This is a genomic window from Pantoea sp. MBLJ3 (assembly GCF_000816655.1).
GTDB lineage: Bacteria > Pseudomonadota > Gammaproteobacteria > Enterobacterales > Enterobacteriaceae > Pantoea > Pantoea eucalypti.
Map to the genome: position 1 here is coordinate 302,313 of NZ_JSUT01000003.1, position 24,107 is coordinate 326,419.

At 55.5% G+C, this 24,107-nt stretch carries 22 protein-coding genes; 20 read left to right on the forward strand and 2 right to left on the reverse strand.

Going from position 1 to position 24,107, the window contains the following annotated elements:
* Window positions 1-27 precede the first annotated feature (27 nt).
* Window positions 28-1,668: a phosphoglucomutase (alpha-D-glucose-1,6-bisphosphate-dependent) gene (gene pgm, locus NP77_RS04525; RefSeq protein WP_039659174.1), complete on the forward strand. Its 1,641-nt coding sequence runs from the start codon at window positions 28-30 to the stop codon at window positions 1,666-1,668.
* A gap of 275 nt (window positions 1,669-1,943) precedes the next feature.
* Here pgm and kdpE read toward each other — a convergent pair whose 3' ends face one another.
* Complete coding sequence (gene kdpE / locus NP77_RS04530; protein ID WP_003853190.1) at window positions 1,944-2,618, reverse strand: two-component system response regulator KdpE; 675 nt, start codon at window positions 2,616-2,618, stop codon at window positions 1,944-1,946.
* 256 nt (window positions 2,619-2,874) lie between these two features.
* On the opposite strand from kdpE, the gene NP77_RS04535 reads away from it, so the two are divergent.
* The 11 genes from NP77_RS04535 (at window position 2,875) to nei (ending at window position 12,103) form a co-directional block, all read left to right on the forward strand.
* Window positions 2,875-3,075, forward strand: coding sequence for a YbfA family protein (locus NP77_RS04535; protein WP_003853189.1), 201 nt, complete (start codon window positions 2,875-2,877; stop codon window positions 3,073-3,075).
* 154 nt (window positions 3,076-3,229) lie between these two features.
* On the forward strand, window positions 3,230-4,186 hold the full coding sequence (locus NP77_RS04540; RefSeq protein WP_008925012.1) for a 2-thiouracil desulfurase family protein: 957 nt from the start codon (window positions 3,230-3,232) through the stop codon (window positions 4,184-4,186).
* A 12-nt stretch (window positions 4,187-4,198) separates the two neighbouring features.
* On the forward strand, window positions 4,199-5,623 hold the full coding sequence (gene phrB / locus NP77_RS04545; protein ID WP_008925013.1) for a deoxyribodipyrimidine photo-lyase: 1,425 nt from the start codon (window positions 4,199-4,201) through the stop codon (window positions 5,621-5,623).
* An 18-nt stretch (window positions 5,624-5,641) separates the two neighbouring features.
* Window positions 5,642-6,385 carry a type 2 GTP cyclohydrolase I gene (locus NP77_RS04550; RefSeq protein ID WP_008925014.1) on the forward strand — a complete coding sequence of 248 codons (744 nt, stop codon included), beginning with the start codon at window positions 5,642-5,644 and terminating at the stop codon, window positions 6,383-6,385.
* 160 nt (window positions 6,386-6,545) lie between these two features.
* Window positions 6,546-7,202: a 5-oxoprolinase subunit PxpB gene (gene pxpB / locus NP77_RS04555; protein WP_008925015.1), complete on the forward strand. Its 657-nt coding sequence runs from the start codon at window positions 6,546-6,548 to the stop codon at window positions 7,200-7,202.
* The gene (gene pxpC, locus NP77_RS04560) at window positions 7,196-8,125 is read left to right on the forward strand and encodes a 5-oxoprolinase subunit PxpC (RefSeq protein WP_039659178.1); all 930 of its coding nucleotides are present in this window, start codon (window positions 7,196-7,198) and stop codon (window positions 8,123-8,125) included. The genes pxpB and pxpC overlap by 7 nt, the downstream gene beginning before the upstream one ends.
* Window positions 8,115-8,852, forward strand: coding sequence for a 5-oxoprolinase subunit PxpA (gene pxpA / locus NP77_RS04565; RefSeq protein WP_008925017.1), 738 nt, complete (start codon window positions 8,115-8,117; stop codon window positions 8,850-8,852). Before pxpC ends, pxpA begins: the two co-directional genes overlap by 11 nt.
* A 52-nt stretch (window positions 8,853-8,904) precedes the next feature.
* Window positions 8,905-9,633 carry a DUF969 domain-containing protein gene (locus NP77_RS04570; RefSeq protein WP_039659180.1) on the forward strand — a complete coding sequence of 243 codons (729 nt, stop codon included), beginning with the start codon at window positions 8,905-8,907 and terminating at the stop codon, window positions 9,631-9,633.
* Entirely contained in the window at window positions 9,633-10,649 is a 1,017-nt protein-coding gene (locus NP77_RS04575) for a DUF979 domain-containing protein (RefSeq protein ID WP_033762882.1), read from the forward strand. The genes NP77_RS04570 and NP77_RS04575 overlap by 1 nt, the downstream gene beginning before the upstream one ends.
* Before the next feature lie 6 nt (window positions 10,650-10,655).
* Window positions 10,656-11,303, forward strand: coding sequence for a pyroglutamyl-peptidase I (gene pcp, locus NP77_RS04580; RefSeq protein WP_008925020.1), 648 nt, complete (start codon window positions 10,656-10,658; stop codon window positions 11,301-11,303).
* 11 nt (window positions 11,304-11,314) lie between these two features.
* Window positions 11,315-12,103, forward strand: a complete 789-nt coding sequence (nei, locus tag NP77_RS04585; protein ID WP_008925021.1) for an endonuclease VIII — start codon at window positions 11,315-11,317, stop codon at window positions 12,101-12,103.
* A 347-nt stretch (window positions 12,104-12,450) separates the two neighbouring features.
* Here the strand turns inward: nei and NP77_RS04590 are convergent, their stop codons facing one another.
* Entirely contained in the window at window positions 12,451-13,734 is a 1,284-nt protein-coding gene (locus tag NP77_RS04590) for a citrate synthase (protein WP_003853167.1), read from the reverse strand.
* Window positions 13,735-14,367: 633 nt separating this feature from the next.
* Here NP77_RS04590 and sdhC point away from each other — a divergent pair.
* From sdhC to sucD, 8 genes are all read left to right on the forward strand, one after another.
* On the forward strand, window positions 14,368-14,757 hold the full coding sequence (gene sdhC, locus NP77_RS04595; RefSeq protein WP_033742984.1) for a succinate dehydrogenase cytochrome b556 subunit: 390 nt from the start codon (window positions 14,368-14,370) through the stop codon (window positions 14,755-14,757).
* Window positions 14,751-15,098 carry a succinate dehydrogenase membrane anchor subunit gene (gene sdhD / locus NP77_RS04600; RefSeq protein ID WP_008925023.1) on the forward strand — a complete coding sequence of 116 codons (348 nt, stop codon included), beginning with the start codon at window positions 14,751-14,753 and terminating at the stop codon, window positions 15,096-15,098. Before sdhC ends, sdhD begins: the two co-directional genes overlap by 7 nt.
* Window positions 15,099-16,865 carry a succinate dehydrogenase flavoprotein subunit gene (gene sdhA, locus NP77_RS04605; RefSeq protein ID WP_039659182.1) on the forward strand — a complete coding sequence of 589 codons (1,767 nt, stop codon included), beginning with the start codon at window positions 15,099-15,101 and terminating at the stop codon, window positions 16,863-16,865.
* A 14-nt stretch (window positions 16,866-16,879) separates the two neighbouring features.
* A complete protein-coding gene (locus NP77_RS04610; protein WP_003853156.1) occupies window positions 16,880-17,596 on the forward strand; it encodes a succinate dehydrogenase iron-sulfur subunit in 717 nt (238 codons plus the stop codon).
* A gap of 200 nt (window positions 17,597-17,796) precedes the next feature.
* Complete coding sequence (gene sucA / locus NP77_RS04615; protein WP_003853155.1) at window positions 17,797-20,604, forward strand: 2-oxoglutarate dehydrogenase E1 component; 2,808 nt, start codon at window positions 17,797-17,799, stop codon at window positions 20,602-20,604.
* 15 nt (window positions 20,605-20,619) lie between these two features.
* Window positions 20,620-21,843, forward strand: coding sequence for a 2-oxoglutarate dehydrogenase complex dihydrolipoyllysine-residue succinyltransferase (gene odhB / locus NP77_RS04620; RefSeq protein ID WP_003853153.1), 1,224 nt, complete (start codon window positions 20,620-20,622; stop codon window positions 21,841-21,843).
* A gap of 67 nt (window positions 21,844-21,910) precedes the next feature.
* Window positions 21,911-23,077, forward strand: coding sequence for an ADP-forming succinate--CoA ligase subunit beta (sucC, locus tag NP77_RS04625; RefSeq protein ID WP_003853151.1), 1,167 nt, complete (start codon window positions 21,911-21,913; stop codon window positions 23,075-23,077).
* Entirely contained in the window at window positions 23,077-23,952 is an 876-nt protein-coding gene (gene sucD / locus NP77_RS04630; RefSeq protein ID WP_003853148.1) for a succinate--CoA ligase subunit alpha, read from the forward strand. Before sucC ends, sucD begins: the two co-directional genes overlap by 1 nt.
* Window positions 23,953-24,107: the final 155 nt, after the last annotated feature.

The window sequence follows — 24,107 nt, forward strand, 5'->3', positions numbered from 1 at the left end:
AAACTTAAGCGTCAGGGAGCAGCGCCAATGGCCAATCACCCACGTGCCGGGCAACCCGCCCAGCAGAGCGATTTGATTAACGTTGCACAATTAACGTCACAATATTATGTCCTGCAGCCCGATGTGGCGAACCCGGAACATGCGGTGAAATTTGGCACCTCTGGCCATCGCGGCAGTGCAGGGTGCCAGAGCTTCAACGAGATGCACATTCTGGCCATCGCTCAGGCAATTGCCGAAGAGCGTAAAAAGAACGGCATCACCGGACCTTGCTACGTCGGTAAAGATACTCATGCGCTGTCAGAACCGGCGATTCTGTCTGTTCTGGAAGTCCTGGCGGCGAACGGCGTTGATGTGATTGTTCAGCAGGATAATGGCTATACGCCAACCCCTGCGATTTCCAACGCCATTCTTGAGCACAATAAAGCGGGTGGCCCGCTGGCAGATGGTATCGTCATCACACCTTCGCACAACCCACCGGAAGATGGCGGCATTAAGTACAATCCACCTAACGGTGGACCGGCGGATACCAACGTCACTAAAGTGGTGGAAGATCGCGCTAATCAGCTGATCAAAGATGGGCTGAAAGAGGTGAAACGTCTGCCACTTGAACAGGCTATGGCGAGCGGTCACGTGGTCGAGAAAGATCTGATCCAGCCTTACGTTGAAGGTCTGGCAGAGATTATCGATTTCCCGGCAATTCAGAAAGCTGGCCTGAAGCTGGGTGTTGATCCACTGGGCGGTTCAGGTATTGCTTACTGGCAGCGTATTGCTGAGCATTACAAGCTGGATCTGACGCTGGTAAACGATGCAGTCGATCAGACCTTCCGCTTTATGCATCTGGATAAAGATGGCGTTGTGCGCATGGACTGTTCGTCCGAAAGCGCAATGGCAGGCCTGCTGGCTTACCGCGACAAGTTCGATCTGGCGTTCGGCAACGATCCCGATTATGACCGTCACGGCATCGTGACCCCGGCGGGTCTGATGAATCCAAACCACTATCTGGCGGTTGCGATCAACTATCTGTTCCAGCATCGTCCACAGTGGGGCCAGGATGTTGCCGTGGGTAAAACCCTGGTGTCCAGCGCCATGATTGACCGTGTGGTCAACGACATTGGTCGCAAGCTGGTGGAAGTGCCAGTTGGTTTCAAATGGTTTGTTGATGGTCTGTATGACGGCAGCTTCGGTTTCGGCGGTGAAGAGAGCGCGGGCGCTTCATTCCTGCGTTTCGACGGCACGCCGTGGTCAACGGACAAAGATGGCATCATCATGTGTCTGCTGGCGGCTGAAATTACAGCGGTGACCGGTAAAAATCCGCAGCAGCATTATGATGAACTGGCTGCGCGTTTTGGCGCACCAAGCTACAACCGTCTGCAGGCATCCGCCACTTCAGCGCAGAAAGCTGCACTGTCGAAGCTGTCACCAGAGATGGTGAGCGCGGATACGCTGGCGGGTGATCCTATCACCGCGCGTCTGACGGCGGCACCAGGTAACGGTGCCTCAATCGGCGGTCTGAAAGTGATGACGGAGAATGGCTGGTTTGCTGCCCGTCCTTCAGGCACCGAAGATGCCTACAAAATCTACTGTGAAAGCTTCCTGGGCGCAGAACATCGCGAGCAGATTGAGAAAGAAGCCGTAGAGATTGTCAGTGAAGTGCTGAAAAACGCCTGATAAGTCAGGATGAGAAAAGGCGCCTCTGGCGCCTTTTAGATTGCTGACAAATTCTACCCCGGTTAGTTGCGGGATCGTGCCAGCACAGGAAACAGGGTCAGATCGGAAAGACGCAAAAGCCGTCATCCATGACACGCTCGGCCCACGCCATCCATGGCGTGGGACGCTTTCCTCCTCTGACCCTGTTCCCTTTGCCTCGGGTTTATCCGTTGCGGTCAGATTCAGTATGATTTGAGTTTGTTTGCAGTCATGAAAGGCGCCTCTGGCGCCTTTTTTTATGGCATAAAACGGTAGCCGATCCCGGTTTCGGTCAGCAGATGGGCAGGTTGTGTCGGATTCGCTTCCAGCTTCTGGCGCAGATGGCCCATATAGATGCGCAGATAATGGCTGTGCTCCACCGCATTAGGTCCCCACACCTGGCTCAGCAGCTGTCGCTGTGTCAGCACCTTTCCTGCGTTATTCAGCAGAATACTCAACAGACGAAATTCTATTGGAGTGAGGTGAATCTCATTGCCGCCGCGCTGCACCCGCCGTGCGGCGAAATCGACACTGACGTCGGCAAAGTGAACTCTGGCATCAGGTTGCTGGCCACTATGACGACGCAGCGCAACCCGGACGCGCGCCAGCAGTTCGCCAATACCAAAAGGTTTGGTCAGATAGTCATCCGCGCCTGCATCCAGTGCGGCGATTTTATCCTGCTCATCGCTGCGCGCTGACAATACAATTACCGGGATGGCGCTCCACTGGCGCAGGTCACGGATAAAATCGGTGCCATCCCCATCTGGCAGGCCAAGATCGAGGATCACTAAATCGGGCTTACGGGTTGCCGCTTCAATCAGTCCGCGCTGCAGCGTATCGGCATCAAACACCTTAAGATCTTCATTTTCCAGCGCCAGCCGGACAAAGCGACGGATCTCTTTTTCATCTTCAACGATCAAAACCGTGGTCACGCAATACCTGCCTTGGATAGGGGCCGAACTACCATTTTATCAATATTACAGGCTGCCGTCCGTGAGCTTCACCTTCCGGGCGTTTAAACCCTCATGTAACCAGACGATAACTTATCTGTAACTTAATTACAGGCTGATTCTTAAACCGTGTAAATAGCGGCAAATAAGTGGTCAGACGAGTAGTAAAATTACACAACCTGGCGTAAAGTCAGACACAGATCACATTCAAACACTTTTGCTTACCGGGAGGAGAACCATGTATCAGGCTTATCCACGTTACAAAATTATCGCGCGTCGTACGCTGGTGGTTTTTCTCGGCGTGCTGGCGCTTCCTGTCATGCTGTTTCGACAGGACCGGGCACGTTTCTACAGTTACCTGCACCGTGTCTGGTGCAAGACCAGCGCAAAGCCGGTCTGGCTGGCGCAGTCTGAAGCCGGTGGTGGCGCGTTCTGGTAAGTCGTACTGCCACAAAACAGGCCTGGTCAATTGACCGGGCTTTTTTTTGCGTTTTTTCTGAGTATAAGCAGATCTGAACCGCGTTTTCCTCCTTTATTCCTGACCATTTTGCGCTACACTTAAACCTCTACAAGATTTCTGAGGTTGTACAAGTATGAGCAAAAAAATCCCCGTTGGAATCAGTGCATGCCTGCTCGGCGACCGCGTCAGATTTGATGGTGGGCACAAGCGTCTTACTTTTGCGACCGACGATCTTACCCCGTTTGTGCGTTTTGAACCGATCTGTCCGGAAATGGCGATCGGTTTGCCAACGCCGCGCCCGGCATTACGCCTGGTAAAGCAGGGCGACGATGAGCTGCATCTCTGCTTCAGCAAAGATGGTGGAGAAGAGGTCACCACGCAGATGCGTGACTGGTCTGCCGAGCGGGTAAAATCGCTGCATCATCTCTGCGGCTATATTCTGTGCGCCAAGTCCCCCAGCTGCGGCATGGAGCGTGTGCGGGTCTATGAGCCTGACAACAATAACAACCGCAAAGTGGGCACTGGTATTTTTGCTGAATTCCTGCAGCGCGAAATGCCCTGGCTGCCGCTGGAGGAAGATGGTCGTCTGCACGATCCCGCTCTGCGTGAAAACTTTATTGGTCGTATCTGCGCGCTGCACGAGTTCAATCAGATGTGGGAAAATGGCCTGACCCGTCAGGCTTTAATCGCCTTTCACAGCCGCTACAAACTGATGATGCTGGCACATTCGCAGGAGAAGTATCGCGAACTGGGACCGTTTGTCGCCTCAATGAGCCAGTGGGAGTCGCTCGACGCCTTTGCCTTCGAGTACCGCAATCGTATGATGGAACTGATGTCACGCCCCGCCTCACGTCGCAATCACACCAATGTACTGATGCATGTGCAGGGCTACTTCCGCACCCATCTGAGCTCACCGCAGCGCCAGGAGCTGGCAACCCTGATTGACCGCTATCGTCAGGGCACACAACCCTTGCTGGTGCCGATCACCATTCTTAAGCACTACATGGCCGAATACCCGCATCCGTGGCTGGCCCAGCAACGCTATTTTGATCCCTATCCCGAAGCCTTGTGCTTACGCTACGGACAATAATTCAGGAGGAGTATGACCACCCATCTGGTCTGGTTGCGTAACGATTTACGCATCAACGACAACCTGGCGCTGCACGCCGCCTGCCGCGACAGCGATGCAAAAGTGATTGCGCTCTACCTCTCCACGCCAGAACAGTGGCAGCAGCATGACATGTCCCCAAAACAGGCGGCGTTTATTCACGCCAGTCTGCTGGAAGTCCAGAGCGCCCTTGCTGAGCGGGGCATTCCCCTTCACTATCAGGCCTGTCATGCCTTCAGCGACAGTATTGATGCGCTGGCGGAATTCTGCGAAAAGCAAAAGGTCGATCAGCTTTTCTACAACTATCAGTATGAGGTCAACGAGCGCCAGCGCGATGCCCGGGCTGAAAAGCGTCTTGATGATGCGGGCGTCATTTGTCAGGGTTTTGATGACAGCCTGTTGCTGCCGCCCGGCAGCGTGCAGAGCGGCGACCGCTCGATGTATAAGGTTTTTACGCCGTTTAGCAAAGCGTTTGTCCGCCGTTTGCAACAGAGTCTGCCGGAGTGCGTGCCAGCGCCGAAACCGCGTGAAGGTTCGCCGCTGAAAGTCACCCCGATTCCTGCTTTTGACTATCCGACCAAGGCTTTTGATGAAGATCTGTTCCCGGCAGGCGAAGCAGCTGCGCTGAAGCGTTTACGTCATTTCGCCACTAAACCGGTTATCGATTACCCTGCGAAGCGTGACCTGCCGGCGCTGGATGCCACCAGCCGTCTGTCGGTTTATCTGGCGACCGGCGTGCTGTCACCCCGCCAATGCCTGCATCGTGTGTTGCATGAGCATCCCGATGCACTGGACAACAGCCGCGCATTTACCTGGCTGAACGAGCTGATCTGGCGTGAGTTCTACCGCCATCTGCTGGTTGCCTACCCGGCGCTGTGTCGGCATCAGCCGTTTATCGACTGGACGCGTAACGTTGAATGGCAGCGTAACGACGCACACTTTGACGCCTGGAAAGCGGGTAGAACGGGTTACCCGATTGTCGATGCGGCGATGCGTCAGATGAAGGCGCTGGGCTGGATGCACAACCGCTTAAGAATGATCACAGCCAGTTTCCTGGTCAAAGATCTGCTGATTGACTGGCGTGAAGGCGAACGCTATTTTATGCAGCAACTGATCGATGGCGATCTGGCCGCGAACAACGGCGGCTGGCAGTGGGCAGCATCGACGGGCACTGACGCGGCTCCCTATTTTCGCATCTTTAATCCGACGACACAGGGCGAGCGCTTCGACGAGAAGGGGGATTTTATCCGCCACTATCTGCCGGAACTGGCCGACGTCCCTGACAGCGATATTCACCAGCCCCACGTCTGGGCGGAGAAGCATCACAAGAAACTCGATTATCCGGCACCAATCGTGGATCATAAGGCCGCCCGTAAAAAGACATTAGATGCCTTTGAGCGCGCCAAAAGCGCCGCCTGAGGCCTCGAAGGAGCCTGAATGAACCATTACGAATTAGAGACGCTGATCAATCAGCACCTCGACAGCCACAGCTTCAGTGACTACGCCCCCAACGGTTTGCAGGTTGAGGGACGCAGCCAGGTCAAAACGATTATCACCGGCGTGACGGCCTGTCAGGCACTGCTGGACGAGGCGGTGGCACGTCAGGCCGATGCGATTATTGTCCATCATGGCTATTTCTGGAAAAGTGAACCGGCCGCGATTAAAGGTATGAAGCGTCGTCGTCTGCGCACTCTGCTGGCTAATGATATTAATCTCTATGGCTGGCACCTGCCGCTCGACGCGCATCCTGAACTGGGCAACAACGCCCAGCTGGCAAACTTGCTGGATATTGAAATAAAGGGTGAAGTGATGCCGCTGGTGTTCTGGGGTGAGCTGGCTGAGCCGATCTCCGGTGAGCAGCTGGCACGTCGAATCGGTGACCGACTGGGACGTGAACCGCTGCATTGCGGCGATAACGCGCCCGCGCTGATTCGTCGTATCGCCTGGTGCAGCGGGGGTGGCCAGGGCTTTATCGACCAGGCCGCTGCCGCAGGCGTCGATGCTTATATCACCGGAGAAGTCTCTGAACAGACCATTCACAGCGCACGTGAGCAGGGGCTGCACTTCTTTGCTGCAGGCCATCACGCTACCGAGCGCGGCGGCGTAAAAGCGCTGGGCGAGTGGCTGGCGCAGCACCACGAGCTTGATGTGACTTTCATTGATATTCCCAATCCTGCCTGATCTCCTTCCCGGGTCCTGTGTGCCTGCGCAGGACCTAAATCTATTGACACATCCCTGTCACTTTCGCATAACTATTTGCTTTATGTAGATAAGCCATCGGCTGATTCGGGCATCCGGCACGGTCAGCCGGTCGCGATCTCAACTGAGCGGGAGGTAGCTGTTGCAACGAGCACGGTGTTATTTATTGGGTGAACGCGCTGTCGTGCTGGAGCTGGAACCCCCGGTCTCACTGGAGAGTCAGCAACGTATCTGGGGACTTAACCAGCGATTGCAGTCCTCTGCGAGCGTGCTGGAGGTCATTCCCGGCATGAACAACATCACCTTGATTTTGCGTGATCCCCAGCAGAGTGCGCTGGATGCGATTGAGCGACTTCAGCGATGGTGGGAAGAGAGTGAAGCGCAATTACCTGAGTCGCGTCTGGTAGAGATCCCGGTGATCTACGGCGGTGAGGCCGGTCCCGACCTGACGGCGGTGGCTGAACATGCCGCGCTGACGCCTCATCAGGTGGTTGAGCTGCACAGCAGCAGCGAATACGTCGTGTTTTTTATTGGCTTTCAGCCGGGTTTCCCCTATCTGGGCGGACTGGATCCGCGCCTGCACATTCCGCGTCGTAGTGAGCCCAGGGTGGCCGTGCCCGCGGGATCCGTGGGTATCGGTGGCAGCCAGACCGGCGTCTACCCTCTGGCGTCGCCCGGCGGCTGGCAGTTGATCGGCCAGACACGCACCGCGCTGTTTGATCCGCTGCAGCAACCGCCCACGCTGCTCCGTCCGGGTGACAAAGTGCGCTTTGTGCCGCAACAGGAGGGCGTATGTTAAACATTCTGCGGGCCGGGCTGGCGGCCACTATTCAGGATGCGGGTCGATACGGCTGGCGTCAGTTCGGTATCAGCCCCGGTGGCGTGCTGGATTATCCCGCCATGTTCACCGCCAACGTACTGGTAGGCAATGCGCCCGACAGCGCGGTGCTGGAGATGGTGCTCGGCCAGTTCAAAGCAGCGTTTACCCGCGACGGCTGGTTTGCGCTGACGGGTGCAGGCTGTCATGCGGAGCTGGACGGCCAGCCGGTCTGGACGGGCTGGCGCACGCCAGTGAAACGCGGACAGGTCCTGTCGCTGGCGATGCCGCAGCGTGGTATGCGCAGCTATCTGGCGGTGCAGGGTGGTTTTGACATCCCCGCGGTGCTTGGCTCTGCCAGTACCGACCTGAAAGCAAAATTTGGCGGATTTCATGGGCGCGCCTTGCAGGATGGCGAGCAGGTCCCGCTGGGGAAACCGACGCGTCAGTTCGACCGCAAAGTCGGGGTACGACAACTGCTGTGGGGCAACCGCATTCGCGCCTTGCCTGGTCCGGAGTATCACGAATTCAGTCCCGAAGCGCAGCAGGCGTTCTGGCGCACCGCATGGAAACTCAGCCCGCAAAGTAACCGGATGGGATACCGGCTGGAAGGACGTGAGCTTAAACGTGAGCGCCCGCGCGAGCTGCTGTCACACGGCGTGATGCCAGGTGTGATTCAGGTGCCGCCGAACGGACAGCCCATCGTATTGATGGCGGATGCCCAGACTACCGGTGGTTATCCGCGCATCGCTTCTGTTATCGAAGCCGATCTTTATCACCTGGCGCAAATCCGTCTGGGTGAGCCGATTCACTTTATTCACTGCACCCTGCCGGAAGCGATGCTGGCCCGTCAGCATCAGCAACGCGCTCTGGACCAGATGAAATGGGGACTCAATGAAAATTGATTTAAACGCCGACCTGGGTGAGGGCTGCGCCAGCGATGAAGCGCTGCTGCAACTGGTGAGCTCTGCCAACATCGCCTGTGGCTTTCACGCCGGTGATGCACAGACCATGCTGCAGTCGGTGCGCTGGGCAAAGGCATCCGGCGTCGCCATCGGGGCGCATCCCGCCTTTCCCGATCGCGAGAACTTTGGCCGCAGCGCCATGCAGTTGCCGCCGGAAACGGTCTATGCCCAGATGATCTATCAGATTGGCGCGCTGAAAAGTCTGGCAGAAAGTGAGGGCGCGCGCCTGGTGCATGTTAAGCCACACGGCATGCTCTATAACCAGGCTGCATCTGACCCGGTGCTGGCTGATGCCATTGCCCGCGCCATCAGGGCGGTGGACAGCCAGCTGATTGTGGTCGGGCTGGCGAATAGCGAATCGATCCGTGCTGCGGCGCATTACGGTTTACACACGCGGGAAGAGGTGTTTGCTGACCGTGGCTATCTCAGCAGCGGTGCGCTGGTGCCGCGCAACCAGCCGGGCGCGCTGATTGAGAATGAACAGCAGGCTATCGATCAGACACTGACAATGGTACGGCAGGGCAAAGTGAAAAGTATCACCGGAGAATGGGTGGCGGTGAACGCGCAGACTGTCTGCTTACATGGCGACGGCGAGCATGCCCTGCAGTTTGCACAGCGGTTACGTGATGCGTTTGCCGACCAGCAGATTCGTGTCACCAGCGCCTGAATAATCACACTTAGCCCGGCTTATGCCGGGTTTTTTAACTCGGGGAAAATCCATGGAAACTGCAGTGAATCTCTGGCCACTACTGGGCATTGCCGCGATCATCGTCGGCTTCGTATTACGTTTTAATCCGGTGCTGGTGGTGATTGTCGTCGGATTTGTCACCGGTCTGGCTGCGATGATGCCGCTGGCGGACATTCTGGAAAAACTCGGCGCAGGGTTTCTTAACACCCGGAACCTGCCGCTGATTCTGCTGCTGCCACTAGCGGTCATTGGCCTGCTGGAACGTCACGGGCTAAAAGAAAGGGCGCAGGCGTGGATTGCTCAGATTAAAACCGCCACCGCCGGACGGCTGCTGATCGTCTACCTGTTTGTGCGTGAAATTACTGCGGCACTGGGGTTAACCAGTCTTGGCGGACATCCGCAGATGGTGCGTCCGTTACTGGCACCGATGGCGGAGGGCGCCACAGAAAATCGCTATGGCGAGATCTCGCCTGAACTGCGCCATAAGCTGCGCGCCATGTCAGCGGCGACCGATAACGTCGGCCTGTTCTTTGGTGAAGATATCTTCGTGGCATTTGGCGCGATTATCTTTATGCACAACTTTATGCAGGCGTCGGCCGGGATTCAGACTGAGCCGCTGCACATCGCCTTATGGGGCATTCCGACTGCCGTTGCTGCGTTCCTGATCCATTCAGCGCGTCTGGTTCGTCTGGATCGTCAGCTGGCACGTGAGCTGCAGCAGCTCAACAGCCAGGCGCTGAAAGCCAAAGGAGGCCAGTAATGTTTCAGCAACAATATCTGATGTGGCTGGCGGGCATTATCCTGCTGGTGGTGGCTATCCTCTCATGGCGTGACCGCGCTAATCCGCGTCGCTTTACCACCGGACTCTTCTGGGCCTTATATGGCCTGGTTTTTCTGGTCGGTGACTGGACGACGGCGCTGATGAGCAGCCTGATGGGCTCGGACGCGGCGGGCACCCGAATGCTGCACATCACCATCGGTGTCATTGTGGTGATCATGGCGCTGATTGCGGGTTTAGGGGGTGTCCGGCTGGGTCGTTATCATCAGCGCACTAATGAAGAGAAACAGGCAAGCGCACAGCGTCTGCGGAATAAGCTGTTTCTGCCTGCACTGGCGATTCCGGTTGTGACCGTGGTCGGTGTGCTGGCGTTCAACAATATTCCTGGGTTGCAGGATGCGGTGTTCGGTCCCGGTAATCACGCCACGCTGGTGACATTGTTTTCAATGATGGCCGGCTGTGTGATTGGCTGGCTGGTGGCGTTAAAACTGACCCATGAAAAACCGGTACAGTCGATGCAGGAGACCCGTCGCCTGCTGGATTCAATTGGCTGGGCGTTTATCCTGCCGCAGATTCTCGCCACCCTGGGACTGCTGTTTACCGCCGCGGGCGTAGGCAGTGCTATTTCGCATCTGACTGAAACCTGGCTGGCGGTGGATAACCGCTTTATCGCCGTCACCGTCTATGCCGTCGGGATGGCACTGTTAACCATGGTCATGGGTAACGCGTTTGCGGCATTTCCGATTATTACTGCAGGCGTTGGCATTCCGATTCTGGTGCTGCAGCACGGCGGAAATCCGGCGGTGATGGCGGCGATTGGTATGTTCTCCGGTTACTGTGGCACGCTGATGACGCCAATGGCGGCCAACTTCAATATTGTTCCGGCGGCGCTGCTGGAGCTGCCCGATCGTAACGCGGTCATTAAGGCTCAGATTCCAACCGGTGTGCTACTGTTAATCGTTAACATTTTCCTGCTCTATTTCCTGATGTTTTTGTGAGGCTGCATGAAAACTGTCCTGATGACCGCTTTTGAACCGTTTGGCGGTGAAACGATTAACCCCTCGTGGGAAGCGGTGCGCGCGCTGGAAGGCAAAAAGATTGGCGGAGCGACGATCGTCATCCGACAGCTGCCGGTGGTATTCAGTGAGGTACTTAATGTGCTGAATCAGGCACTGGAAGAGGTTAAACCGGACGCGGTAGTGTCAGTCGGGCAGGCGGGCGGTCGCAGCGACATTACCGTGGAACGTATCGGTATCAATGTCGATGACGCCCGGATCCCGGACAACGCCGGCCAGCAGCCTGTAGACGAACCGATTGTGGCAGGCGGCCCGGCAGCCTATTTTTCCCGTCTGCCCATCAAAGCGATTGTGGCGGCAGTGCGCGACGCGGGGATCCCCGCGTCGGTCTCACAGACCGCCGGGACCTTTACCTGTAACCGGGTGATGTATGGCCTGCTTCACTGGCTTGAGCAGCAAGGGAGTCCGGCGCGGGGTGGCTTTATTCATATTCCTTACCTGCCTGAACAGGCCGCGCAACATCCTGGTGCGCCGAGCATGGCGGTCGCGACCATTATTCAGGCGCTGGAGATTGCGGTGAAGGTGACGCTGGAGACCGGCGAAGATATTAAACAGGCTGGCGGCGCCACCCATTAAGAGGAAGAACGATGCCAGAAGGACCGGAAATTCGCCGCGTGGCGGATAAGCTTGAAGCCGCCATTGTGGGTGAGCCCTTAACGGAAGCGTGGTTTGCGTTTCCTCAGCTCAAGACCTATGAACCTTCACTGATTGGTGAGCAGGTGCAGGCGATTGAGACGCGGGGTAAAGCGCTGCTGACTCATTTCAGCAATGGTCTGACGCTCTACAGTCATAACCAGCTTTATGGTGTCTGGCGCATTGTGAAACCCGATACCGAACTCAATACCACGCGTCAGTTGCGGGTGCGGCTGGCTACAAAGGGTAAAGCGATTCTGCTTTACAGCGCGTCAGATATTGAACTGCTTAACGCTGATACGCTGGCGGCACATCCGTTTCTGACCCGCATCGGACCGGATGTGCTGAACAGCGCGCTGACGGTTGAAGAGGTGCGAGAGCGGCTGCTGTCACCCCGTTTCCGGCGGCGTCAGTTCAGTGGTCTGCTGCTGGATCAGGCTTTTCTGGCCGGGCTGGGAAACTACCTGCGTGCCGAGATTCTCTGGCTGGCGCAGCTGCTGCCAAATCATCGGGCGCAGGATCTCAGTGACGATCAGCTGACTGCTTTCAGCGAGGCGCTGCTGTCAGTGCCGCGTCATGCTTATCGGATGCGTGGAACCATGAAGAAATATCATGAGGAAGCGGCGTTTCAGTTTGAGGTGTTTCATCGGCAGGGCAAGCAATGCCGGCGCTGTGGCACGGTGATTGAGAAGGGCACGCTGTCATCACGGCCGTTTTACTGGTGTCCGGGGTGTCAGAGATAGACAGTAAAGTCAAAAGGGTAAAATGCTCTTACGGCTGACAGAGCCAGGCCCGTGTGAATCTTATAGCAATAAAATAGCTTAACGCGCAGGGAGCATGGTCAGAGGAGGAAAGCGTCCCGCGCCAGGGACAAAAACGCCGGGAGCGTTTTTGAACAACGCAAAGCGTTGGCCCGGAAACGGGCGCACCTCTCGGATGAGGTGCGTAATCGCGCGGGCCGAGCGTGTCATGGATGACGGCTTTTGCGTCTTTCCGATCTGACCATGTTCTCTGCGCAGGCGCGGTATCACAGCCAACCGCCCCCGGTTTTTAAGCAACATCAAGCGGAGAAATCTCCGCCCTCCGAATCTTACTTCTTCAGCTGTGAACTGAATTCGCGCTCGGTATAACCGGTGTAGAGCTGACGCGGACGGGCAATCTTCATGCCTTCGTCGTGCATCTCTTTCCAGTGTGCAATCCAGCCAACAGTACGGGCCATCGCGAAGATCACCGTAAACATGGAGGATGGAATGCCCATCGCTTTCAGAATGATACCGGAGTAGAAGTCCACGTTTGGATAAAGTTTACGCTCGATAAAGTACGGGTCGTTCAGCGCAATGTGTTCCAGCTCCATCGCCACTTCCAGCAGGTCATCCTTCATACCCAGCTCATTCAGCACTTCATGGCAGGTATCGCGCATTACGGTCGCACGTGGATCGTAGTTTTTGTAAACGCGGTGACCAAAGCCCATCAGACGGAATGAGTCATTCTTGTCTTTGGCGCGTTTAACAAATTCCGGGATGTGCTCAACGGTGCTGATCTCTTCCAGCATACGCAGGGTCGCTTCGTTGGCACCGCCGTGCGCCGGTCCCCACAGGGAGGCGATCCCGGCGGCGATACAGGCAAACGGGTTCGCGCCGCTTGAACCGGCGGTACGTACGGTCGACGTAGAGGCGTTCTGCTCATGGTCAGCATGCAGGATCAGGATGCGGTCCATCGCGCGTTCCAGGACCGGATTCACTTTGTACTCTTCGCACGGGGTAGCAAACATCATGTGCAGGAAGTTACCGGCATAGGAGAGGTCGTTGCGAGGATAAACAAATGGCTGGCCGATAGAATATTTGTAACACATTGCTGCCATGGTCGGCATTTTGGAAAGCAGACGGAATGCCGCGATTTCGCGGTGGCGCTCAATGTTTACATCCAGCGAATCGTGGTAAAACGCAGCCAGAGCACCCGTAACACCGCACATTACCGCCATCGGATGTGAGTCACGACGGAAGCCGTGGAACAGGCGGGTAATCTGCTCATGAATCATGGTGTGGCGGGTAACAGTGGTGCGGAACTCATCAAACTGTTTCTGGTTCGGTGCTTCGCCATTCAGCAGAATGTAGCAGACTTCCAGATAGTTAGAGTGGGTCGCCAGCTCAGAAATAGGGAAACCACGGTGTAGCAGGATACCTTCATCACCATCAATAAAGGTGATGGCAGATTCGCAGGACGCAGTAGACGTAAAACCGGGATCGAAGGTGAACAGGCCACTTGAACCCAGAGCGCGGACATCAACCACATCCTGGCCCAGCGTACCTTTCAGCACGTCCAGTTCAATAGATGTTCCATCTTGCAGGGTTAGCGTTACTTTTTTATCTGTCATTTTCGTCTCCATAGCGCCTTATGTAGGTAAGGATCTTTAGACACCTGAAACGCGTTCATGTTGCGGTTGGCAAAACTACACAGTATCACTCTGCGGGGATAAAGCGGGTGCAGGGTACAGAGTGAGCGGCGCGTTCCCAGCGGGAACCGGTGAGCCATGGACATGCTGCATATCGCGGTTGTTAAAGATCCGGTCAGGACATAACTTCTTGGTAACCAATAACCTGATGCTTTTTAAAGCTCATTATCGCAATGTTACATAACTTGCGCTTAGGGGAAAGTGTATCCCCATAACTTTTGTGCATCATAGGAATTTATAGGCTTAGTTTGTAACTGAATTGTTGAACTATTGTCAAATCAGATAATTAAAATTGTATCAATTGTGAAAATCGTGAGTATGATCACTGTTCTACCTAAAATATACCAAAGAGTTTGTAGGGGAATTGTAATCAGAATGTGATCCTCCTATACTCCAGGCAGGTCTCCGGAACACCCTGACACCAGGAGCCACCCAGCGTTTACTACCGCGTCAATTAACACTGGATGTTGCTTTATTGGTGACGGTTAAAGTCTGCCACGCGTTGTGATTAGACTCCGCCTCAGGTCCGGAGGAAGCAAAATAAAAAAGAGCTGTGTGGGCAAAACCGTGAAAAAACAAAGACCTGTCAACTTGGATCTCTCGACGATCCGGTTTCCCGTTACTGCAATAACGTCCATTCTTCACCGCGTCTCCGGCGTAATCACATTGGTTGCTATTGGCATCCTGCTGTGGCTACTCGGTCTCTCTCTCTCTTCTCCTGAAGGTTTCCAGCATGCTGCATCCATCATGGACGGCTTCTTCGCGAAGTTCATCATGTGGGGCATTTTAACGGCGCTGGCCTATCACGCGGTGAGCGGGATTCGTCATATGTTGATGGATTTTGGTTATCTGGCCGAAACGCTGGAATCAGGTAAGCGTTCCGCTCATATGACTTTTGTGATCACTGTCGTGCTGGCAATTCTGGCGGGAGTCCTCGTATGGTAAGCAATGCATCCGCGTTGGGTCGCAACGGCATTCAGGACTGGCTGCTGCTGCGTGCAACGGCAATCCTCATTACGCTCTACATCGTCTACATCCTCGGTTTCGTTGTGATGACAGACACGCTGACCTATGACCTGTGGCGTGGCTTCTTCGCGTCCGCATTCACCAAAGTGTTCACGCTGCTGACGCTGTTCTCCATTCTGGTCCATGGCTGGATCGGGATGTGGCAGGTGTTAACAGACTACGTCAAATCGCTGCCGGTTCGCTTGCTGTTGCAGTTTGTGATTGTCGTGGCGCTGTTGTGGTATGCGATTTATGGCTTTGTTGTGGTGTGGGGTGTGTAAATGAGTTTGCCAATCAGAGAGTTCGATGCCGTGGTAATCGGCGCAGGTGGCGCAGGAATGCGGGCCGCACTGCAAATCTCCCAGGGCGGCCAGACCTGCGCTCTGTTATCTAAAGTTTTCCCGACCCGTTCCCACACAGTATCTGCGCAGGGCGGTATTACCGTTGCGCTGGGTAATACCCATGAAGATAACTGGGAATGGCATATGTACGACACCGTCAAAGGGTCCGACTACATCGGTGACCAGGACGCGATTGAATATATGTGCAAAACCGGCCCGGAAGCGATTCTGGAACTGGAGCACATGGGCCTGCCTTTCTCGCGTCTGGAAGATGGTCGTGTTTATCAGCGTCCGTTTGGTGGTCAGTCGAAGAATTTCGGTGGCGAGCAGGCGGCACGTACCGCGGCCGCAGCTGACCGTACTGGTCACGCGTTGCTGCACACGCTTTATCAGCAGAACCTGAAAAACAAAACCACCATCTTCTCTGAGTGGTATGCACTGGATCTGGTGAAAAATGCCGATGGCGCAGTCGTTGGATGTACCGCAATCTGCATCGAAACCGGCGAAACCGTTTATTTCAAAGCGAAAGCGACCATTCTGGCAACCGGCGGCGCAGGCCGTATTTACCAGTCCACCACCAATGCGCATATCAACACCGGTGACGGCGTCGGTATGGCACTGCGTGCGGGCGTGCCGGTGCAGGATATGGAGATGTGGCAGTTCCACCCAACCGGTATCGCCGGTGCGGGCGTGCTGGTCACAGAAGGCTGTCGTGGTGAAGGCGGCTATCTGCTGAACAAACATGGCGAACGCTTCATGGAGCGTTATGCGCCGAATGCCAAAGATCTGGCGGGCCGCGACGTGGTTGCGCGCTCAATGATGATTGAAATTCGTGAAGGTCGCGGCTGTGATGGCCCATGGGGTCCGCATCTGAAGCTGAAACTGGATCACCTCGGTAAAGAGGTGCTTGAGTCACGTCTGCCAGGCATCCTTGAGCTGTCTCGCACCTTTGCCCATGCCGATCCGATTAAAGAGCCGATTCCGGTTATCCCAACCTGTCACTACATGATGGGCGGTATTCCGACCAAAGTGACCGGTCAGGCACTGCGCGTGAATGAGCAGGGCGAAGATGTGGTAATTCCAGGCCTGTTCGCCGTCGGTGAAATTGCCTGCGTATCGGTCCATGGTGCCAACCGTCTGGGCGGTAACTCACTGCTCGACCTGGTGGTCTTTGGCCGTGCAGCCGGTCTGCATCTGCTGGAGAGTATTAAAGAGCAGGGCGACCTGCGCGATGCTTCTGAAGATGAGATTGCCGTAGCGATGGCGCGCTTCAACCGCTGGGAAAACAATACTACCGGTGAAGATCCGGTTGAGATTCGTAAAGCGCTGCAACGCTGCATGCAGAACAACTTCTCTGTATTCCGCGAAGGCGACGCAATGGCGCAGGGTCTGGAAGAGCTGAAAGAGATTCGCGAGCGTCTGAAGTCAGCGCGTCTGGATGACCGCTCACCAGATTTCAATACGCAGCGTATTGAGTGCCTTGAGCTGGATAACCTGATGGAGACGGCTTTTGCCACGGCGGTAGCGGCTAACTATCGCACCGAGAGCCGCGGTGCACACAGTCGCTTCGACTTCCCGGATCGTGATGATGAAAACTGGCTGTGCCACAGTCTTTATGTCCCGGAAACCGAAAGCATGACGCGCCGTGAGGTGAACATGCAGCCGAAACTGCGCGCGGCGTTCCCGCCGAAAGTGCGTACCTACTAATTTCGGAGACGATCATGAGACTTGAGTTTTCAATTTATCGCTACAATCCGGACGTCGATGACAAGCCGCGCATGCAGGATTACACCCTGGAGTCGGAAGACGGTCGCGACATGATGCTACTGGATGCGCTGATTCGCCTGAAAGAGAAAGATCCAACGCTGGCGTTTCGTCGCTCCTGCCGCGAAGGCGTCTGCGGCTCTGATGGCCTCAACATGAACGGTAAAAACGGACTGGCCTGTATTACGCCTGTCTCGGCATTGGGCAACGGCAAACAGAAAATTGTTATCCGTCCGCTGCCAGGTTTACCGGTAGTGCGTGACCTGGTCGTAGACATGAGCCAGTTTTATGCACAGTATGAGAAAATTAAGCCTTTCCTGCTGAATGATGGCGAGAACCCGCCAGCACGTGAGCATCTGCAGTCACCGGATGAGCGCGAACACCTGGATGGTTTGTATGAATGTATTCTCTGTGCCTGCTGCTCAACCTCATGCCCATCTTTCTGGTGGAACCCTGAGAAGTTCATCGGTCCTGCTGGCCTGCTGGCAGCATACCGCTTCCTGATTGACAGCCGCGACACGGAAACCGAAGCGCGTCTCGACAATCTGAATGATGCTTTCAGCGTATTCCGCTGCCACAGCATCATGAACTGTGTGAGTGTCTGTCCGAAAGGGCTTAACCCGACGCGCGCCATCGGCCATATCAAGTCGATGCTGCTGCAGCGCGGCGCATAAGTTATCTCCGCCGGGAACCTCAGGTTCCCGGTGTTTTACGGAAGCCTCTGTAAGCGCGGTGACTACCACGTTTACAAAGGTTCCCTTACGGGCCACGCGCGCTGCGCAAAGTGCTCGTATCGCTGAACTCACTACGGCAAACCGCGAAAGCGGCAACAAATGAAACCTCAAAAAAGCATAGCAATGCTTAAGGGATCACAATGCAGAACAGCGCGATGAAGCCCTGGCTGGACTCTTCCTGGCTGGCCGGCGCGAATCAGTCTTACATAGAGCAGCTCTATGAGGATTTCCTGACCGATCCTGACTCTGTCGATGCAGTGTGGCGCTCGATGTTCCAGCAGTTACCGGGCACCGGAATGAAACCTGAGCAGTTTCACTCCACCACACGTGAGTACTTCCGTCGCCTGGCGAAAGATGCATCTCGTTACACCTCATCTGTCTCCGATCCGGAAACCAACTCCAAGCAAGTGAAAGTGCTGCAGCTGATTAACGCGTTTCGTTTCCGCGGTCATCAGCATGCCAATCTTGATCCGCTCGGCCTGTGGAAACAGGACCGTGTCGCCGATCTCGATCCCGCTTTTCACGACCTGACCGAGGCCGATTTTCAGGAAAGCTTTAACGTAGGTTCATTTGCCATTGGCAAAGACACCATGAAGCTGGCCGATCTCTTCCAGGCGCTGACGCAGACTTACTGCGGCTCGATTGGTGCAGAATATATGCACATCAACAACACCGATGAAAAACGCTGGATCCAGCAGCGTCTTGAGTCGGTTGCGGGCCGTGCAGCGTTCAGCAACGAAGAGAAAAAAGGTTTCCTGAAAGAGCTGACTGCGGCAGAAGGGCTGGAAAAATACCTTGGGGCGAAATTCCCGGGTGCCAAACGCTTCTCGCTGGAAGGCGGCGATGCGCTGGTTCCGATGCTGCGCGAAATGATTCGTCACGCCGGCAAGAGCGGTACCCGTGAAGTGGTACTGGGTATGGCGCACCGTGGTCGTCTCAACGTGCTTATCAACGTGCTGGGCAAAAAGCCGCAGGATCTGTTCGACGAGTTCGCCGGTAAGCATAAAGAACATCTGGGCACCGGTGACGTGAAGTACCACATGGGCTTCTCCTCTGACGTGGAAACCGAAGGCGGCCTGGTTCACCTGGCGCTGGCGTTTAACCCGTCACACCTGGAGATCGTCAGCCCGGTGGTTATGGGTTCTGTGCGTGCCCGTCTGGATCGTCTGGATGAGCCAGCCAGCAATAAAGTTTTACCGATCACCATTCATGGTGATGCGGCCGTGATTGGTCAGGGCGTGGTTCAGGAAACCCTGAACATGTCACAGGCGCGCGGTTATGAAGTGGGTGGTACGGTTCGCATCGTTATCAACAACCAGGTTGGCTTTACAACGTCCAACCCGAAAGATGCGCGTTCTACCCCTTACTGCACCGACATCGGCAAAATGGTGCTGGCACCGATTTTCCATGTCAATGCTGACGATCCGGAAGCGGTCGCGTTTGTGACCCGTCTGGCGCTCGATTACCGCAACACCTTTAAGCGCGATGTGTTTATCGATCTGGTCTGCTATCGCCGTCATGGTCATAACGAGGCGGATGAGCCAAGTGCGACCCAGCCGCTGATGTATCAGAAAATCAAAAAACACCCGACGCCGCGCAAAATCTACGCCGACCGTCTGGAAGGTGAAGCCGTTGCCACGCAGGAAGATGCGACCGAAATGGTCAATCTCTACCGTGACGCGCTGGATGCGGGCGAGTGCGTGGTGCCGGAATGGCGTCCAATGAGTCTCCACTCCTTTACCTGGTCACCTTATCTGAATCATGAGTGGGATGAGCCTTATCCGGCGCAGGTCGACATGAAACGTCTGAAGGAACTGGCGCTGCGTATCAGCCAGGTGCCTGAAGAGGTGGAAGTGCAGTCGCGTGTTGCCAAGATTTATAACGACCGTCGTCTGATGGCTGAAGGCGAAAAGGCCTTCGACTGGGGCGGCGCGGAAAACCTGGCCTACGCCACGCTGGTTGATGAAGGTATTCCGGTTCGCCTGTCGGGCGAAGATACCGGTCGCGGTACTTTCTTCCACCGTCATGCGGTGGTTCATAACCAGGCGAACGGCTCAACCTATACCCCTCTGCATCATGTGCACAGTGGTCAGGGTCAGTTCAAAGTATGGGATTCCGTGTTGTCAGAAGAGGCGGTACTGGCCTTTGAATATGGCTACGCCACCGCAGAGCCGCGCATCCTGACCATCTGGGAAGCGCAGTTTGGTGACTTCGCCAACGGTGCACAGGTTGTTATTGACCAGTTCATCAGTTCCGGTGAGCAGAAATGGGGCCGTATGTGTGGCCTGGTGATGCTGCTGCCGCACGGTTATGAAGGTCAGGGCCCGGAGCACTCCTCTGCGCGTCTGGAGCGTTATCTGCAACTTTGCGCTGAGCAGAACATGCAGGTTTGCGTGCCGTCTACACCCGCACAGGTTTACCATATGCTGCGTCGTCAGGCGCTGCGCGGTATGCGTCGTCCACTGATTGTGATGTCACCAAAATCTCTGCTGCGCCATCCGCTGGCTATTTCCACGCTGGATGAACTGGCGAATGGCAGCTTCCAGCCTGCGATTGGTGAAGTCGATGATCTGGATCCGCAGGGCGTTAAACGCGTCGTACTGTGCTCCGGTAAAGTGTATTACGACCTGCTTGAGCAGCGTCGTAAAAATGAGCAGACCGATGTGGCTATCGTGCGCATCGAACAGCTTTATCCGTTCCCGCATCAAGCGGTTCAGGAAGCATTGAAAGCGTATTCTCACGTACAGGATTTTGTCTGGTGTCAGGAAGAGCCACTGAATCAGGGCGCCTGGTACTGCAGCCAGCATCATTTCCGTGAAGTTGTGCCATTTGGTGCCACTTTACGTTATGCAGGCCGCCCGGCCTCCGCCTCACCGGCCGTGGGTTACATGTCCGTACACCAACAACAGCAGCAAGACCTGGTTAATGACGCGCTGAACGTTAATTAATTAAAAGGAAAGATAATGAGTAGCGTAGATATTCTCGTTCCCGACCTGCCTGAATCGGTTGCCGATGCCTCAGTGGCAACCTGGCACAAAAAACCAGGCGATGCAGTCACTCGCGATGAAGTGCTGGTCGAAATCGAAACCGATAAAGTGGTGCTGGAAGTACCAGCCTCTGCTGACGGTATCCTGGAAGCCGTTCTGGAAGATGAGGGTGCCACTGTTACCTCCCGCCAGATCCTGGGTCGTCTGAAAGAGGGCAATAGCGCCGGTAAAGAGAGCAGCGCGAAGTCTGAAAGCAAAGAGTCTACCCCGGCTCAGCGTCAGACTGCGTCACTGGAAGAAGAGAGCAACGATGCGCTCAGCCCGGCTATCCGCCGCCTGATTGCAGAGCACAATCTCGACGCCTCTCAGATTAAAGGCAGCGGTGTGGGCGGACGTCTGACCCGTGAAGATGTTGAAAAACACCTGGCCAACAAGCCGCAGGCTGCTAAAGCGGCAGCACCTGCTGCTGATGCGGCTACCGCGCAGCAGCCAGTGGCTAACCGCAGCGAAAAACGCGTGCCGATGACGCGTCTGCGTAAGCGCGTTGCCGAGCGTCTGCTGGAAGCGAAGAACAGCACCGCGATGCTGACCACCTTCAACGAAATCAACATGAAGCCCATCATGGATCTGCGCAAGCAGTATGGTGAGGCGTTCGAGAAGCGTCACGGTGTGCGTCTGGGCTTTATGTCCTTCTACATCAAAGCGGTTGTTGAAGCGCTGAAACGCTATCCGGAAGTGAACGCTTCTATCGATGGAGAAGATGTGGTTTACCACAACTACTTCGACGTCAGCATTGCGGTCTCTACACCACGTGGTCTGGTTACGCCAGTCCTGCGTGACGTTGATGCGCTGAGCATGGCGGACATCGAGAAGAAAATCAAAGAGCTGGCAGTGAAAGGCCGTGACGGCAAGCTGACAGTGGAAGATCTGACCGGCGGTAACTTCACCATTACCAACGGCGGCGTCTTTGGTTCACTGATGTCTACCCCGATCATCAATCCACCGCAGAGCGCCATCCTGGGCATGCACGCCATCAAGGATCGCCCGATGGCGGTCAATGGTCAGGTTGTAGTGCTGCCAATGATGTATCTGGCGCTCTCCTACGACCACCGTCTGATCGATGGCCGTGAATCAGTTGGTTATCTGGTTGCAGTGAAAGAGATGCTGGAAGATCCGGCGCGCCTGCTGCTGGATGTCTGATTTTCACCGGGCGCGCCTGGCGCGCCCAACCTCAATACTCTTTTCAGACCTGAATGGATAGAACATCATGAACTTACACGAATACCAGGCGAAACAACTGTTTGCACGGTATGGCATGCCTGCACCAACGGGTTACGCCTGTACTACACCACGTGAAGCGGAAGAAGCTGCCTCTAAAATTGGCGCAGGCCCGTGGGTAGTTAAATGTCAGGTTCATGCCGGTGGCCGCGGTAAAGCGGGCGGTGTGAAAGTAGTTAACAGCAAAGAAGAGATTCGCGCCTTTGCTGAAAACTGGCTGGGCAAACGCCTGGTGACCTATCAAACTGATGCAAACGGCCAGCCGGTAAACCAGATTCTGGTTGAAGCAGCGACCGATATCGACCAGGAGCTCTATCTGGGCGCTGTGGTCGATCGCGCAACGCGTCGCGTCATTTTCATGGCGTCGACTGAAGGCGGCGTGGAAATTGAAAAAGTGGCGGAAGAGACCCCGCACCTGATCCATAAAATGGCGCTGGATCCGCTGACCGGTCCGCAGCCTTACCAGGGCCGTGAGCTGGCATTCAAACTTGGCCTGACTGGCAAGCTGGTTGGTCAGTTCACCAAGATCTTCATGGGTCTGGCGACACTGTTCCTGGAGCGCGATCTGGCGATGGTTGAGATCAACCCGCTGGTGATTACCAAGCAGGGCGACCTGATCTGCCTGGACGGTAAACTGGGTGCCGATGGCAATGCCCTGTTCCGTCAGCCAGAACTGCGTGAAATGCGCGACCCAAGCCAGGAAGATCCACGTGAAGCACATGCGACACAGTGGGAACTGAACTATGTTGCGCTGGAAGGCAACATCGGTTGTATGGTTAACGGCGCAGGTCTGGCGATGGGTACCATGGACATCGTTAAGCACCATGGCGGTCAGCCAGCCAACTTCCTTGATGTCGGCGGCGGCGCGACCAAAGAGCGCGTAACCGAAGCCTTCAAAATCATCCTGTCTGACGATGCGGTTAAAGCCGTTTTCGTTAACATCTTCGGCGGTATCGTACGCTGTGACCTGATTGCCGACGGCATCATCGGTGCAGTGGCTGAAGTGGGTGTGAACGTGCCAGTAGTGGTACGTCTGGAAGGTAACAACGCCGAGCTGGGCGCCCAGAAACTGGCGGACAGCGGTCTGAACATCATTGCAGCAACCAGCCTGACAGACGCCGCACAGCGTGTTGTTGCTGCCGCGGAGGGTAAATAATGTCCATTCTGATCGACAAAAACACCAAAGTCATTTGCCAGGGTTTCACCGGTGGCCAGGGGACTTTCCATTCTGAGCAGGCGCTGGCTTACGGCACCCAACTGGTTGGCGGCGTGACGCCAGGCAAAGGCGGCACGACTCACCTCGGCCTGCCGGTGTTCAATACCGTGCGCGAAGCCGTAGAAGCGACGGGCGCAACTGCCACCGTGATCTATGTCCCCGCACCATTCTGTAAAGATGGCATCCTGGAAGCGATCGAAGCGGGCATCAAACTGATCATCACCATCACCGAAGGTATTCCGACCCTGGATATGCTGACCGTGAAAGTGAAGCTGGATGAAGCAGGCGTGCGGATGATCGGTCCAAACTGCCCGGGTGTTATCACCCCTGGCGAATGTAAGATCGGCATCATGCCGGGCCACATTCACCAGCCGGGCCGCGTTGGTATCGTATCGCGTTCAGGTACGCTGACCTATGAAGCGGTTAAGCAGACCACTGACATCGGCTACGGCCAGTCAACCTGCGTCGGCATCGGCGGTGACCCGATCCCAGGCTCTAACTTCATCGACATTCTGAAAATGTTCCAGGATGATCCACAGACTGAAGTTATCGTGATGATCGGTGAAATCGGCGGTAGCGCTGAAGAAGAAGCCGCAGCCTTCATTAAAGAGCACGTGACCAAACCGGTTGTGGGCTATATTGCTGGCGTAACCGCGCCAAAAGGCAAGCGTATGGGCCATGCAGGCGCCATCATTGCCGGTGGTAAAGGCACAGCAGATGAGAAATTTGCTGCGCTGGAAGCGGCAGGCGTGAAAACCGTTCGCAGCCTGGCTGATATCGGTGATGCAGTTAAAGCCGTATTACCGGCCAAATAAGTCAGCGTCATCTGAAACTAAGCCACCTTCGGGTGGCTTTTTTTATGTCCGTTATCAACGGGCATAATGCTGGCAGTGAAAGCGAAGAATACGTTGTTAAATAACCTGCTCACCGTTTATCACGTTAAGAAAAAGTGGCAAAGGTAAACTATTTC